A 14,781-nucleotide genomic window follows, 5' to 3' on the forward strand; every position below is an offset into this window, starting at 1 on the left:
CTGTTACAGCGCCGGTGCCAGCGGGTGGCTGTCGTGCATGACGATCAGATTCTCCGCGCCTTGCGGCATACCGTCCGGCATGACGTTCTCCAGCCGCAGGACGTCGCCCATAATCTGGCTGAATACCGGGGCGGAAACGGCCCCGCCGTAATACGAGCCATTGCTCGGATCGTTCATCACTACCACCAGCGCGAACTGCGGACGGCTGGCGGGCGCCACGCCGGCGGTATAGGCCACATATTTATCAATATATTTGCCGTCCGGACCGATCTTCTTCGCCGTCCCCGTTTTTACCGCCACCCGGTAGTCGCGCACCGCCGCCTTGGTGCCGCCTCCGCCCGGGAGCGCCACGCTCTCCATCATATGCTCCACGCTGTGGACAATATTCTCCGGCATTACGCGCGTGCCAATCACTGGCGGGTCGATGCGGGTGATCGACAACGGTCGTTCAATGCCGAAGCCGCCGATGGTGGCATAAACGTGCGCCAGCTGGAGCGGGGTCACCATCAAACCATAGCCGAAAGCGAAGGTGGCGCGATCCAGTTGCCCCCAGTAGCGACGATGCGGCATCAGCCCGGCGCTTTCCCCGGTCAACCCCAGCCCCGTCGGCTCGCCGAAACCGAAAGCCGTATAGGTGTCAATCAGATGCTGCACCGGCATGGCCAGCGAGAGATGCGACACACCGGTATCGCTGGATTTCTGCAGGATCCCGGTCAGGCTCAGCTCCGGATAATAGCCGACATCGCGGATACGGTGGCCGTCAAGGACAAACGGATGGGTGTCCACAACGCTGTCCGGCTGGACAATCCCCTGCTGCAGCGCGGTCATGATCACCAGCGGTTTGACGGTCGACCCCGGCTCGAAGGTATCGCTGATGGCCCGATTGCGAAAATCATCCAGCGTTGCGGCATCACGATTGTTTGGATTGAAGTCGGGATAGCTGGCCATCGCCAGGATCTCGCCGGTATCGATTTTGATCAGCACCGCTGCCCCTGACTCGGCTTTATTCCAGCGAACAGCGTTGTCGAGGGCATCTTCCGTTACCGTCTGCAGGCGCTCATCGATACTCAACTGCAGATTATGCGCCGGCACCGGCGGTACTTCGGTAATATTCTCAATCACATTGCCATGTTTATCTTTACGCACCAGACGTCGCCCGGGTTTACCGGTCAACTGGGCGTTGAAGCTTTTCTCCACCCCTTCGATGCCCTGATTATCGACATTGGTAAAGCCCAGCAGATTGGCAGCCACGTGGCCTGCCGGATAGAAACGCCGCGATTCATCACGCAGGTAGACGCCAGGCAGATGCAGTTTATCAATCCACTCCGCCTGCTCGGGATTGATCTGCCGCGCCAGATAGAGAAAGCGGGCGTGAGGATGGCTCTGTACCCGCTGGGCCAGTTCCCCGAGGTTGAGATGCAGCGCTTCGGCCATCGCCTGCCAGCGGGGCCCGTAGCCGACGCCGCCTTTCTCCATGGTGGTCTGCGGATCGATCCAGATCGCGCTAACCGGAACGCTCACCGCCAGCGGTCGTCCTTCCCGGTCGGTGATCATCCCCCGCTCAACCGCAACGGGCTCTTCGCGCAGAGAACGCATATCCTCTTGTTTTACCAGATTATCGGGGGAAACAATCTGCAGCCAGCCCACGCGGGCCAATAGCAGTCCCAGACAACCGAGTATGGCCACACAGAGTAACCCGAAGCGAATCGGGGTAAAGCTGGCGGCGGACTTCATTTTTTTGTTTAGCACCATAGCTCCGGCATTGTTTTGCAACCAACTGATTTAACAGAAAATTAGCAAAACAGACTGCTACACAATGCTAATAAAGTTGAGTATTTGCAACAAGACGCGACGAGAGAGGGAAAAATGACATGCTTTGCAATAAAAACGCAAAAGCCCCGCACAGGCGAGGCTTTTATACAAGAAGAGTGGTCTTGTATCAGATAGCAGTTACGTTAACTGCAGCCGGACCTTTCTGGCCGTCCTGAATTTCGAACTCAACGTTCTGGCCTTCAGCCAGAGTTTTGAAGCCGTTACCCTGGATAGCGGAGAAGTGTACGAACACATCTTTGCTGCCATCAGCCGGAGTAATGAAACCAAAACCTTTAGACTCGTTGAACCACTTAACTTGACCTTTAATCTTTGCCATTTGCAAAATTCCTTAGACTGTTTTCTTCGCCTGCTGGCGTTTACATAGATAAAACTGACACATAACTGCATGAGGCACTAATTTAAGGTTCGGCAGAGAAGCGGTATTCAACGACAACGTGTTTACTCAGGACTTCTTTACTGAAAATGCCACACATAAACAGAACTGTACCTCGTTTAACCCGAAAGGTGTTATCACACACTACGTAAATAATGGCAAGCCATTTTTAAACGTGTCTCGATCGTTCGCACAAATTATAAGGTAATCCTTTGATCGCCTGCACATTTATGCGTCTTTGCCGCCCCTGGCAAGGCGCTATGGCGTTTATCAATAACGCCGGAGCGCTGCCTTGTAACTGCAACTTTTTTACCATAGCTCAACAACTTCGCTTCGTCCAGGTATGTCCGTATACGAACTGCCAGTATACGGGCGACTGACGAGCCGTGATGAATATTGATGCGCAAAATTCGTTATAACCCCAGACGAAAAATCGCTAAAGCCAGGCCAGTGTAGTGATAATAAATCCTTTCAGTCGTCTCGCTAAAAATAGTGCTAATTCTGCACCTTAATAATGAAAAAAAGATGACAGCGTCACGTTATCCGACAATAAACGCGGCGGGGATCACTTTATTTACAGCGTGTATAAAAGAGGATAGTGCATTGAGAAAGGAATAATGGAATAAGAATAAGATATTACCGACCGCTATCATGCAGGTGCGCATCATATGATGCACACCTGTCGAGGTACTTAGCGCTCTGCCACCAGGCGGATAAACTCATCCTCCCCTTTCGCCTTACCGGCGACGGTCGGCTCGACCACGTCCTCTTTTTCCGGCGCACTGGCTTCGCACAAGCGACGTAGCAGCGCATTCTGCCGCTTTTGCTGATCCAGCAGAGCCTGCAGCAGTTCTATCTGCTCATTCGCCCGCGAGCTGGCGCGGTTGACGAAGAACCATAACAACAGACCGACAAGCAGCAGCGCCACAGACACGGCCAGCGATGCCAGATTTAAGATCCCAGGATTTAGTAACTCACTCATTTCACCACCTCAAAGAGAAGGCGTTCATTCTACCACCCGCGGCGCAGAAGGAAATCAGTCGTCAGAAAAATGTCTTACCACGGGATAAATTTATTGATAGTGCAAATGCCGCTGAAAAACTGAACATCCTGGTCGCACATTACGTTAAGCATCTGAGTCCACAGCAACAGGCAGCCTGCTATGATGACTATCAGTAAAACCCACCGTAATTTTTTCACTCCACTCTCCGCATCAGTACTTTATGTCGCCAGGATAACACGGCCTTCTTAAACCGCGGCTAACTGTAATACGAAAGGCAAGTTTAGGAATCATCGACTTGTTTCAAAACGTGTTCGTGTCAAAATCACGGCAAGGATCATACAAATAATGAGGCATCAATGCGATTAATCATTCGTACTATTGTGGTCGTGGCTATCTTATGGATTGGCGTATTATTAAGCGGCTACGGGGTATTATTCCACAGTGAAGAAAACGTCGGCGGCCTGGGCCTGAAGTGTCAATATCTCACCGCCCGTGGGGTCAGTACCGCACTTTATGTGCATTCCGATAGCGGCGTGATCGGCGTCAGCAGCTGCCCGCTGCTGCGTAAAAGCGCAACCGTCGTGGATAACGGCTAAGATCGAACCGGCGACCGCGACGATAGCGCCGCGGTCGCCGAATGCTTCAGCGCGGTCAGAAGGGGTAGTCGTTGTAGCCCATCTGCTCAGAAATCTTGCGCGCCGCCTGGTGCAGCATCGCCACATATTCATGCAAACGTTCTTCAGAGAACCGTAAGGTCGGGAAAGAGATACTCAACCCGGCGATGACTACGCCGAAACGGTCGAATACCGGTACCCCAATGCAGCGTAGCCCCTCTTCCTGCTCTTCATTATCTTCGCCGTATCCCTGCTCGCGAACGCCATCCAGCACCTTCAGCAACTCAGCGGTACTGGTGATGGTCCGCTCGGTGCTGCGTTTATACTCCACGCCGTCAAGGATCTGCTCCACTTCGCTGCGATCGCGCCACGCCAGCAGTACTTTGCCAATCGCGGTGCTGTACAACGGATTGCGACGGCCGATACGAGAGTACATCCGCAGGTTATACATCGAATCAATCTTGTGAATGTAAACAATACTGTCTTCATCCAGCGCGCCGAGATGGATCGTCTCTTTCGTCAGTCGGGAGAGTTCCCGCATCTGAATATCGGCGCTGCGCACCAGGTCGACGTTCTGCAGCGCGCGCGCCCCCAGCTCGAACAGTTTGAGCGTGAGGGAGTATTTCTCAGACTCTCCCTCCTGCGCCACATAGCCCAGTGATTTCATGGTCTGTAAAAAGCGATAAACGGTGCTTTTCGACATCATGACGCGCTGGGACAGTTCGGTAATGCCAATTTCACGCTCTTCACCCAGCGCCTGCAGGATGCCGAAAACCTTCAATACCGAAGAGACAGAATCTGGCTGTTTATCCAAATCTGCACCTGCCATTTATCACCTCGTCGTAACTGTTTTATAAAATTTAGAACCGGTTTTTATTATAAATTCGCCGCCTCTGCGCCGCAATCATTCTTCTGCCACTTCGTTACAAATCTGCGACATACTGCGGAATAATCAATGCTAAACTCATCATTCAAAAAACCGTTTCATTTAAGACTCATTTTCACCATGGATAAAAACTCTTCCGATGGCGTGCCGCTGCCGCAGCGCTATGGCGCCATTTTGACCATTGTGCTTGGGCTGACCATGGCCGTGCTCGACGGGGCCATCGCCAACGTCGCGCTGCCGACCATCGCCAGCGATCTTAACGCCTCCCCGGCGGCTTCAATCTGGATCGTTAACGCCTACCAAATCGCCATTGTTATCGCCCTGCTGCCGCTCTCTTTCCTCGGCGACATGGTCGGCTATCGCCGTATCTATAAGATAGGCCTGGTGGTGTTTATCTTTACCTCACTAGCCTGCGCCCTCTCGCGCAGCCTCGAAATGCTGACTTTCGCTCGCGTCGCCCAGGGGCTGGGCGGCGCCGCGCTGATGAGCGTTAACACCGCCTTGATCCGCCTGATTTATCCGCAACGCTTTCTCGGTCGCGGCATGGGTATCAACTCCTTTGTCGTCGCCGTCTCTTCAGCAGCAGGCCCGACGATCGCCGCTGCGATCCTCTCCCTTGCCTCCTGGCAATGGCTGTTTTTAATTAACGTGCCTCTCGGCATCGTCGCCTTACTCCTGGCGATGCGCTTTCTGCCGCCCAACAGCGCGCGCAGCAAAATCGTCCGCTTCGATTTGCCGAGCGCCATCATGAACGCGCTGACCTTCGGGCTGTTGATCACCGCCCTGAGCGGTTTCGCACAGGGCCAGTCCACTCAGCTGGTGCTGGCGGAGGTCGCCGCTATGCTGGTGGTGGGCTTTTTCTTCGTTCGCCGTCAGCTCACGATGCCCGTCCCGCTGCTGCCGGTCGATCTGCTGCGCATCCCACTCTTCTCCCTCTCTATCTGCACCTCCATCTGCTCTTTCTGTGCGCAGATGCTGGCGATGGTCTCTCTGCCCTTCTTCCTGCAAACAATGATCGGGCGCAGCGAAGTGGAGACCGGCCTGCTGCTGACGCCGTGGCCGCTGGCAACGATGGTGATGGCGCCGCTGGCCGGTTATTTAATTGAAAAATGCCATGCGGGGTTGCTGGGGGCCATTGGGCTGCTGGTTATGGCCTGCGGCCTGTTCGGCCTGGCGCTGCTTCCGGCGTCGCCCAGCGATCTGGATATTATCTGGCGTATGGCGCTGTGCGGCGCCGGCTTCGGGCTGTTCCAGTCGCCAAACAACCACACCATTGTCGCCTCGGCCCCGAGCCATCGCAGCGGCGGCGCCAGCGGCATGCTGGGTACCGCTCGCCTGCTCGGCCAGAGCACCGGCGCCGCGCTGGTGGCCCTTTTATTCAACCTGCTCGGCAACAGCGGCACCCACACCGCCCTGCTGCTGGCCGGCATCCTGGCGACCGTCGCTGCGCTGATTAGCGGTCTGCGCGTCACTCAGCCGTGCGCAGCCTGACGATTAAGGACAAAAAAATCCGCAGCCTTCGGGCTGCGGATTTTTATTTTCAGCGTCAGATTGACGGACTATTTCAGATATTCTCCGCTACGCAGCGCTTCAATACGCTTGTCCAGCGGCGGGTGGGTCATAAACAGCTCGCTCATGGACTTCGCTTTACCGTTGATGCAGAACGCCATCATGCTGCTGGCTTCCTGCGGCTCATAGCTGGTTTTCAGGCGCTGCAGGGCGGCAATCATCTTCTCGCGGCCCACCAGACGCGCCGAGCCGGCATCAGCATGGAATTCGCGATAACGAGAGAACCACATGGTGATAATGCTGGCCAGAATACCGAACACCAGCTCCAGCACCGTGGCGACGGCGAAGTAGATCAGCGGGTTGCCATTGCTGCTCTCGCCTTCATCTTCCCGGTTGCCGCCGAGGAAGCCGGCCGCAATCTGCGCGATAACGCGGGAGATAAAGATAACGAAGGTGTTCACCACCCCCTGAATCAGAGTCATGGTGACCATATCGCCATTGGCGATGTGGCTGATTTCATGGGCGATGACCGCTTCCGCTTCATCACGGCTCATGTTTTGCAACAGCCCGGTACTGACAGCGACCAGCGAGGCGTCGCGACGCGCACCGGTAGCGAAGGCGTTGATGTCAGGGGCGTGATAGATAGCCACCTGCGGCATGGCAATGCCCGCCTGCTGCGCCTGCTGCGCAACGGTGTTCATCAGCCAGCGTTCCGTTTCGTTGCGCGGCTGCTCGATCACTTCCCCACCCACAGACTTCAGCGCCATCCATTTCGACATCATCAGCGAAACGATAGAACCACCGAAGCCGAACAGCAGGGCCATAATCAACAGACCGGTCATGCTGCTGGATTGGATCCCCGTGAGGCTTAACACCAGCCCGAACACGACCATCACTGCCAGGTTCGTCAGCAGGAAAAGCGCGATTCGCATCATAATTTTCTTTTTACCTCAATTTAACAAAACGCACTATGCGATTACCCACATCGTATGGGTCAGGCTGCAATTTTCAACCATCAGCCCCCGCTAAGTCACGATAAAAACACAACTTTACATTTTGTAGCATCTTGCTGACAGCGGCAGAGCAGGTTGACATTTTGTTAGATGAGCTGAATGGCGATGACAAAGGGCATAAAAAAAACGGGCACCTCTCAGGGTGCCCGTTGGCGACTTATTGGCTGGCCGGCGGTTCCACCGCCGGGCGCGCTTTTTCGAGATGGGCGAGGTCTACCGCGATATGGACCGTCTCATCAAGATACGGATCCGGCTCCTGGTAATCCTTCGGCAAATCGTCCAGTTTTTTCAGCGGCGGTTTGCCTTCGCGTTTCAGGCGATCGTTAATCCGCGCCAGACGAATCGCATCATCCTCTTCGTTCTCTTTTTCACGCTGAGCGTAGTTCAGAGAGACGATGTTACGTTTGTCCTTCATCGCGTTATAACGGGCAATATCCTTCATGATGTACTGGAACTCAGGATCCTGGGCAATACGCTCGTCGTGGCGCTTGAGCAGTTCCGGTCCAAATGGGGTCAGATCCCCGGACTTCACGTAGGTGGCCGCGTTGATGCTATCCCACGGCAGCGCGTTGTCTTCATACTGCTCGCCGGTTTCGCGATCTTCATTGCCGGTTGGCATCATGATATCCGGCGTAACGCCTTTGCGCTGAGTACTGCCGCCGTTAATGCGGTAGAACTTCTGGATAGTGTACTGCACGGAACCTAACGCCGGCCAGTCCGGACGCAGCATCTGATCGTAGATACGATTCAACGAGCGATACTGCTGTACGGTACCTTTACCGAAGGTCGGCTCGCCAACGATCAGCGCGCGGCCATAATCCTGCATTGCGGCGGCAAAGATCTCAGACGCCGAGGCGCTAAAGCGGTCAACCAGCACCACCAGCGGCCCTTTGTAATAGACTACGCCATCGTTATCGCTGTCTTCGCGCACCTTGCCATTGTTATCCCGCACCTGCACCACCGGGCCGGACGGAATAAACAGCCCCGACAGCGATACCGCTTCGGTCAGCGCCCCGCCGCCGTTGCTGCGCAGATCGATAACGATGCTACTGACGTTCTGTTTTTCCAGCTTCTGCAGCTGCACCTTCACATCATCGGTCAGGCCAACGTAAAAGCCCGGGATATCCAGCACGCCGACTTTTTCTTTACCAACGGTTTTCACCGACATCTTCACCGCGCGATCTTCCAGACGGATGCGCTCGCGGGTCAGGGTGACGATACGCGTCTTGGCCCCTTTGCCGGCCGGCAGGATCTCAAGGCGAACCTTGCTGCCCTTCGGCCCTTTAATTAGCGCCACGACGTCATCCAGACGCCATCCAATGACATCGACCATCGACTTCCCGGTCTGGCCGACGCCGACGATGCGGTCGCCGACGCTGATCGCTTTGCTCTTCGCAGCCGGACCACCGGCCACCAGCGAATTAATCACCGTGTAGTCATCATCCATCTGCAGCACAGCGCCGATCCCTTCGAGTGAGAGACTCATCTCGGTGTTGAACTGCTCGGTATTGCGCGGCGACAGATAGTTGGTGTGCGGGTCGATTTCGCGGGCGAAGGCGGTCATCGCCAGCGAGAAGACATCCTCGCTGTTGGTTTGCGCCAGACGACGGATAGCGAACTTGTAGCGACGGGTTAAGGTGTCGCGGATCTCTTTATCGTCTTTTCCCGCCAGCTTCAGGCTTAACTGGTCAAATTTAACCTTGGCGTCCCACAGCTTGTTCAGCTCGGCCTCGTCTTTCGGCCACGGCGCTTTCGAGCGGTCAAGGTTGAAATTGTCGTTGCCGGTAAAGTCCATCGGACGTTCCAGCACCTTCAAAGCATACTGATAGCGTTCGAAGCGGCGCTGCTGCGCCAGGTTGTAGAGGTCGTAGAAGACATCCAGTTTCCCGGTGCGCAGTTCGTCGCCGATTTGGTCTTTTTTCGCCGCGAACTTCGCCACATCGCTGGCCAGCAGCACATTATGGCTGTAGTCCAGCAGGTTCAGATAACGGTCAAAAATTTTTGCCGAGAAGGCGTTGTCGAGATCGAACTGACGGTAGTGAGAGCGGGTAAAGCGCGACGTCACGCGCTCGCTCACCGTCGCGTGCTGCGGCTCTTCTTTCAGCACGGGGATTTGATCTGCACGGGTTATTTCATCAACAGCGAAAGCATGGCCTGCTATTGCCAGCAGGCCCGCAAGCGCGGTGATTTTAAAAAATGTGTTCATGCCTGGCCCGGCCTCCGTTTCAGAACACCAGGTGTTCTGCGCGTACAATCATTGACATACCAGAAGTCAGCTGTACACGAACGCCATCTTTGGTGATTTCCAGAACGGTGGCGTCCATTGCGTTATTGCCTGCTTTTACCTTCAGCGCCTGGCCGACGGTCAGAACGGAAACATCCGATACCGGAGTGAGACGCTCTTCCCGCGGAGCTTTGGCCGCAACAGGACGCGGTTTACGCTGTTCAGCGCCCTCTTTACGACGCGGCTGCTGAGGACGCGGTTTACGCTCGCGGCGAACGCCTTCATCCGGCTGGCCTGCAGCGGCAGCGGCCTCGCGTTTTTTCGCCTGCTGGGCAGCGCGCTGCGCCTGAACGCGAGCTTTCGCTTCTTCCAGCTGCTGACGCGCATGGGCAATGTGCTGCTCTTCCAGTTCGCCGCACGGGTTGCCGTCCAGGTCAACGCGGATAGCGCCGGCTTTTACGCCGTAGAGATAGCGCCAGCTCGAGGTGTAAAGACGTAATGCAGCGCGAAGCTGGGTTTTGCTGAGATTCATCTCACCACCCACTCGCTCAACGAGATCCTGAAAAATTCCGATTTTCAGGGGGCGCGCTTCGCCTTCAGCGCTGAAGCACTGAGGGAAACGTTCGGCCAGAAAGGCGATAACTTCTTTACTGCTATTCAACTTAGGTTGATTTTCCATGAAATTTCCTGATTACAACGGACGTAGCCAACAAGCCGCAGGCATGAACAGGCGACATTATAATGACGTCCTCGCTAAATGCTACGTTATCCGTTGATTATCCCACGACACGGGTAAAGATTTTTTGATAATCAGTGGCCGCGATAAGTTTTTCCAGATGCTCGACCAGCGTGCGCAACCCCTGCTCATCTTCAGCAGTGAAGCGGCCGTAAGCCGGACTGTCGATATCCAGCACGCCGATAATCTGGTCGTTCACGCGCAGGGGGAAGACAATTTCCGAATTACTGGCGGCATCGCAGGCAATGTGGCCGTCAAAGGCGTGGACGTCCTCGACGCGCTGCACCTGGGCTTGCGCCACCGCCGCGCCGCATACGCCGCGCCCAACCGGGATCCGGACGCAGGCCAGTTTGCCCTGGAACGGCCCCAGCACCAGGGTATCGCCTTCCAGAAGATAGAAACCGGCCCAGTTGACCTCGCCCAGTCGTTCAAACAGCAGCGCGCTGGTATTAGCGATCATCGCCAGAAAACTGGTTTCACCTGCCATTAATGCCTGGAAATCGCGGTTCAAATCCGCGTAAAATTCTGTTTTGCTCATTATATCTTCACTTGGTTGTCTTACTGCCTGATACGTACAGCCTACTAAAATAAGCATTAAATGCGCTTGGGCTCAAGATGAATTCATTCATAGGTTAAGATAGTGAGATACATTCATTCCTGTACGTAATAAATGCCGATAAAAACACCCACCCTTAAGCCTGCGAATAAGATGGTCGTGCATGCCGTCAGCACGCCGCTTCCCTATGCGCATTATCAGCGCTGTACGCAGTGTGACATGCTGTTCCGCTTACCGGTGCTCAAACGCAACCAAAGCGCCTGGTGTCCACGCTGTAACGCGAAGGTGCGCGATGGCCGCGACTGGTCGCTGACCCGTCTGGGCAGCATGGCCCTGGCCATGCTGCTGTTAATGCCCTTTGCCTGGTCCGAACCCCTGCTGCGCCTTCACCTGCTGGGGGTTCGCATTGACGCCAACGTCCTGCAGGGGATTTGGCAGATGACCGCGCAGGGCGACCCGCTTACCGCCGCGATGGTGCTGTTTTGCGCGGTGGTCGCCCCGGTACTGCTGGTGGTCTCGATTAGCTATCTGTGGCTGGGCAACGTGCTGGGGATGAACCTGCGCCCGGTGCTGCTGATGCTCGATAAGCTCAAGGAGTGGGTGATGCTGGATATCTATCTGGTGGGCATCGGCGTCGCCTCCATCAAGGTGCAGGATTACGCCTTTCTGCAGCCCGGCATCGGCCTGGTGGCGTTTATCTCCCTGACGCTGCTGAGCATCCTGACGCTTATCCATATGAACGTCGAAGAGCTATGGGAGCGCTTCTATCCCGAACGGCCGGCGACCCGCGCCGATAACAATCTGCAGGTGTGCACCGGCTGCCACTACACCGGCTACCGCGACGCCCGCGGCCGCTGCCGACGCTGCCACACGCCGCTGCACCATCGCCGGCCGCAGAGCCTGCAGCGCAGCTGGGCGGCACTGATTGCCTCGCTGGTTTTCCTCCTACCGGCCAACCTGCTGCCGATCTCTATAATCTACGTCAACGGCGCGCGCCAGGAAGACACCATCCTCTCCGGGATCATCTCCCTCGCCAGCAGCAATATCGCCATCGCCGGCGTGGTGTTTATCGCCAGTATTTTGGTGCCATTCACCAAAGTTATAGTGTTATTTACCCTGCTGCTCAGCATACAATTCAAGTGCGAGCAGGGGCTGCGCACCCGCATCCTGCTGCTGCGGCTGATAACCTGGATTGGCCGCTGGTCGATGCTGGATCTGTTTGTTATCTCACTCACCATGTCGCTCATTAATCGCGATCAGCTCCTCGCCTTTACGATGGGGCCGGCCGCGGTTTACTTTGGCGGCGCGGTAATTTTAACTATTCTTGCAGTTGAATGGCTGGACAGCCGCTTACTTTGGGACGCACATGAGTCAGGAAACGCCCGCTTCGCAGACTGAAGCCAGAATAAAAACCAAACGTCGTATCTCGCCATTCTGGCTGTTGCCGGTCATCGCGCTGCTGATTGCCGCCTGGCTCATCTGGACCAGCTTTGACGACCGCGGATCGACGATTACTATCGATTTCCAGTCTGCTAACGGCATCGTGCCGGGGCGGACGCCTATCCGCTATCAGGGGGTGGAAGTCGGTACCGTCCAGGATATTAGTCTCAGTAAAGACCTGAGCAAGATTGAAGTTTCCGCCAGCATCAAGCGCGATATGAAAGAGGCGCTGCGCAAAGATACGCAGTTCTGGCTGGTCACGCCGAAAGCCTCTCTGGCCGGCGTGTCGGGCCTCGATGCGCTGGTGGGCGGGAACTATATCGGCATGATGCCGGGCAAGGGCGAACCCGAAGATCACTTCGTCGCCCTCGACACTCAGCCAAAATACCGTATCAACAACGGCGAGCTGATGATCCACCTGCAGGCGCCCGACCTTGGCTCTCTGAGCAGCGGCTCGCTGGTCTACTTCCGTAAGATCCCGGTCGGGCGGGTGTATGACTTCACGCTGAATGATAATAATCAGGGGGTCACCATTGATGTGCTGATCGAGCGCCGGTTCACCAACCTGGTGAAAAAAGGCAGCCGTTTCTGGAACGTCTCGGGGATCAAAGCCGATGTCGGCCTGAGCGGGGCCAAAGTCCAGCTGGAGAACCTTTCCGCGCTGGTGAACGGTGCCATCGCCTTTGACTCCCCTGCCGATTCGCAGGTCGCGTCGCAAAACGATGACTATCATCTGTATGAAGACCTGGCGCACAGCCAGCGCGGGGTGGTGGTAACCCTTGACCTGCCTGACGGCGACGGCCTGAAAGCGGGCTCGACGCCGCTGATGTATCAGGGGCTGGAAGTGGGCCAGTTAAGCAAACTGAATCTTAACCCCGGCGGCAAAGTCACTGGCGAGATGACCGTTGATCCGAGCGTGGTGACCCTGCTGCGGGAGAAAACGTTGATTCAGATGAAGAAGCCGAAGATCTCCCTCGATAACCCCAGCGTCAGCGCCCTGCTCACCGGCAATACCTTTGAGCTGGTGCCCGGCGAAGGCGAGCCGCGTAATCACTTCTCCGTCATGCCAGCGGATAAAGCGCTGCTGGAGGAGCCCAATGTCGCCACCGTCACCCTTTCGGCGCCGGAGAGCTACGGGATCGACGGCGGCCAGCCGCTGGTGCTTCACGGAGTGAAAGTCGGCCAGGTGCTGGAGCGTAAGCTGACGGCCAAAGGGGTAACCTTCCAGGTGGCGATTGCCCCGGAATACCGCGATCTGATTCGCGGCGACAGCAAGTTTGTGGTGAACAGTCGTCTGGACGTCAAAGTGGGACTTGATGGCGTGCAGGTGCTGGGCGCCAGCGCCAGCGAATGGGTGAACGGCGGGATCCGGGTGATCCCGGGTGAAAAAGGCGAAATGCAGAGCAGCTATCCGCTGTACGCCAACCTCGAAAAGGCGCAGGAAAACAGCCTGAGCGAAGTGCCGACCACCACTCTGAGCCTCTCCGCTGAGACGCTGCCTGACGTTCAGGCTGGCTCGGTGGTGCTATATCGTAAATTCGCCGTCGGCGAGATCATCGCCGTCAAACCGCGCAAAGACGCTTTCGATATCGATCTGCATATCAAGCCTGAGTACCGCTACCTGCTGACCAACAACAGCGTCTTCTGGGCGGAAGGGGGTGCGAAGGTTAAACTTGACGGCAACGGACTCACCGTTCAGGCCTCGCCGCTGGCCCGCGCCATAAAAGGGGCGATCAGTTTCGATAACCTCAACGGCAGCAGCGCCAATGCGCGGCTGAATAACAAACGCATCCTTTACGCTTCTGAAACGGCAGCGCGCGCCGTGGGCGGCCAGATCACCCTGCATGCGTTCGACGCCGGGAAGATGGCGGCCGGGATGCCGATTCGCTATCTCGGCATCGATATCGGTCAGATCCAGTCGCTGGAGCTGATCACCGCCAAAAACGAGGTGCAGGCGAAAGCCGTGCTTTATCCGGAATACGTCGGCACGTTTGCCCGCGCCGGGACCCGCTTCTCGGTGATCACCCCGCAGATCTCCGCCGCGGGCGTGGAGCATCTCGACACCTTGTTCCAGTCCTATATTAACGTTGAGCCCGGACGCGGCCCGGCGCGCCGCGACTTTGAGATCCAGGATACGACGATCAGCGACTCGCGCTATATCGACGGCCTGAATATCGTGGTGGAAGCGCCGGAGGCCGGATCGCTCGGCATCGGCACGCCGGTGCTGTTCCGCGGCCTGGAAGTCGGGACGGTGACCGGTCTGTCGCTGGGATCGATGTCTGACCGGGTCATGGTTAAGATGCGCATCAGCAAGCGCTACCAGTACCTGGTGCGCAATAACTCGGTGTTCTGGCTGGCCTCGGGTTACAGCCTCGACTTCGGCCTGGTTGGCGGCGTGGTGAAAACCGGGACCTTCAATCAGTTTATCCGCGGCGGGATCGCCTTTGCCACGCCGCCGGGTACGCCGCTGGCGCCGAAAGCCCAGGACGGCAAGCACTTCCTGCTGCTGGAGAGCGAGCCGAAAGAGTGGCGGGAGTGGGGCACCGCCCTGCCGCAGTAATCCTCGCCTCCCCTTCTCCCGCCCCGGCAAACGC

12 protein-coding genes and 2 pseudogenes are annotated in these 14,781 nt (G+C 56.5%); 4 read left to right on the forward strand and 10 right to left on the reverse strand.

Annotated elements, in window-relative coordinates; genetic code table 11:
- Positions 1 to 3: 3 nt before the first annotated feature.
- The 5 genes and pseudogenes from ftsI to mgrB all read right to left on the reverse strand — a co-directional run bounded on the left by ftsI (position 4) and on the right by mgrB (position 3,406).
- Complete coding sequence (ftsI, locus tag ABLU73_RS03800; protein WP_004203364.1) at positions 4 to 1,752, reverse strand: peptidoglycan glycosyltransferase FtsI; 1,749 nt, start codon at positions 1,750 to 1,752, stop codon at positions 4 to 6.
- A 187-nt stretch (positions 1,753 to 1,939) separates the two neighbouring features.
- Positions 1,940 to 2,149, reverse strand: a complete 210-nt coding sequence (gene cspE, locus ABLU73_RS03805; protein ID WP_001062678.1) for a transcription antiterminator/RNA stability regulator CspE — start codon at positions 2,147 to 2,149, stop codon at positions 1,940 to 1,942.
- An 85-nt stretch (positions 2,150 to 2,234) separates the two neighbouring features.
- Positions 2,235 to 2,306 (reverse strand): annotated as a pseudogene (locus tag ABLU73_RS03810) (DUF2627 domain-containing protein); the annotation flags it as partial.
- Between the two features lie 591 nt (positions 2,307 to 2,897).
- Entirely contained in the window at positions 2,898 to 3,188 is a 291-nt protein-coding gene (locus ABLU73_RS03815; protein ID WP_004203366.1) for a YebO family protein, read from the reverse strand.
- 74 nt (positions 3,189 to 3,262) lie between these two features.
- On the reverse strand, positions 3,263 to 3,406 hold the full coding sequence (gene mgrB, locus ABLU73_RS03820; protein ID WP_002911375.1) for a PhoP/PhoQ regulator MgrB: 144 nt from the start codon (positions 3,404 to 3,406) through the stop codon (positions 3,263 to 3,265).
- Positions 3,407 to 3,565: 159 nt separating this feature from the next.
- Here mgrB and ABLU73_RS03825 point away from each other — a divergent pair, with 159 nt between their 5' ends.
- Positions 3,566 to 3,805: a YobH family protein gene (locus ABLU73_RS03825; RefSeq protein WP_004203368.1), complete on the forward strand. Its 240-nt coding sequence runs from the start codon at positions 3,566 to 3,568 to the stop codon at positions 3,803 to 3,805.
- 55 nt (positions 3,806 to 3,860) lie between these two features.
- Here ABLU73_RS03825 and kdgR read toward each other — a convergent pair whose 3' ends face one another.
- Entirely contained in the window at positions 3,861 to 4,652 is a 792-nt protein-coding gene (gene kdgR / locus ABLU73_RS03830; RefSeq protein ID WP_004203369.1) for a DNA-binding transcriptional regulator KdgR, read from the reverse strand.
- A 177-nt stretch (positions 4,653 to 4,829) separates the two neighbouring features.
- Between kdgR and ABLU73_RS03835 the strand changes: the two genes are divergently transcribed.
- Complete coding sequence (locus ABLU73_RS03835) at positions 4,830 to 6,200, forward strand: MFS transporter (RefSeq protein ID WP_264924623.1); 1,371 nt, start codon at positions 4,830 to 4,832, stop codon at positions 6,198 to 6,200.
- Between the two features lie 68 nt (positions 6,201 to 6,268).
- Here the strand turns inward: ABLU73_RS03835 and htpX are convergent, their stop codons facing one another.
- The 4 genes and pseudogenes from htpX to ABLU73_RS03855 form a co-directional block, all read right to left on the reverse strand.
- Positions 6,269 to 7,153: a protease HtpX gene (gene htpX, locus ABLU73_RS03840; protein ID WP_004203371.1), complete on the reverse strand. Its 885-nt coding sequence runs from the start codon at positions 7,151 to 7,153 to the stop codon at positions 6,269 to 6,271.
- A 235-nt stretch (positions 7,154 to 7,388) separates the two neighbouring features.
- Positions 7,389 to 9,437 (reverse strand): carboxy terminal-processing peptidase, encoded by a 2,049-nt coding sequence (prc, locus tag ABLU73_RS03845; protein ID WP_004203373.1) that lies wholly within the window; start codon positions 9,435 to 9,437, stop codon positions 7,389 to 7,391.
- A gap of 19 nt (positions 9,438 to 9,456) precedes the next feature.
- Positions 9,457 to 10,134 carry an RNA chaperone ProQ gene (proQ, locus tag ABLU73_RS03850; protein WP_004203375.1) on the reverse strand — a complete coding sequence of 226 codons (678 nt, stop codon included), beginning with the start codon at positions 10,132 to 10,134 and terminating at the stop codon, positions 9,457 to 9,459.
- An 81-nt stretch (positions 10,135 to 10,215) separates the two neighbouring features.
- Positions 10,216 to 10,729 (reverse strand): annotated as a pseudogene (locus ABLU73_RS03855) (GAF domain-containing protein).
- Between the two features lie 132 nt (positions 10,730 to 10,861).
- On the opposite strand from ABLU73_RS03855, the gene yebS reads away from it, so the two are divergent.
- Positions 10,862 to 12,145: a membrane integrity lipid transport subunit YebS gene (gene yebS / locus ABLU73_RS03860; RefSeq protein ID WP_004203379.1), complete on the forward strand. Its 1,284-nt coding sequence runs from the start codon at positions 10,862 to 10,864 to the stop codon at positions 12,143 to 12,145.
- On the forward strand, positions 12,114 to 14,747 hold the full coding sequence (locus ABLU73_RS03865) for a PqiB family protein (protein WP_017900210.1): 2,634 nt from the start codon (positions 12,114 to 12,116) through the stop codon (positions 14,745 to 14,747). Before yebS ends, ABLU73_RS03865 begins: the two co-directional genes overlap by 32 nt.
- Positions 14,748 to 14,781: the final 34 nt, after the last annotated feature.

The organism is Klebsiella sp. GG_Kp175 (assembly GCF_040062325.1).
GTDB classification, from domain to species: domain Bacteria; phylum Pseudomonadota; class Gammaproteobacteria; order Enterobacterales; family Enterobacteriaceae; genus Klebsiella; species Klebsiella quasipneumoniae.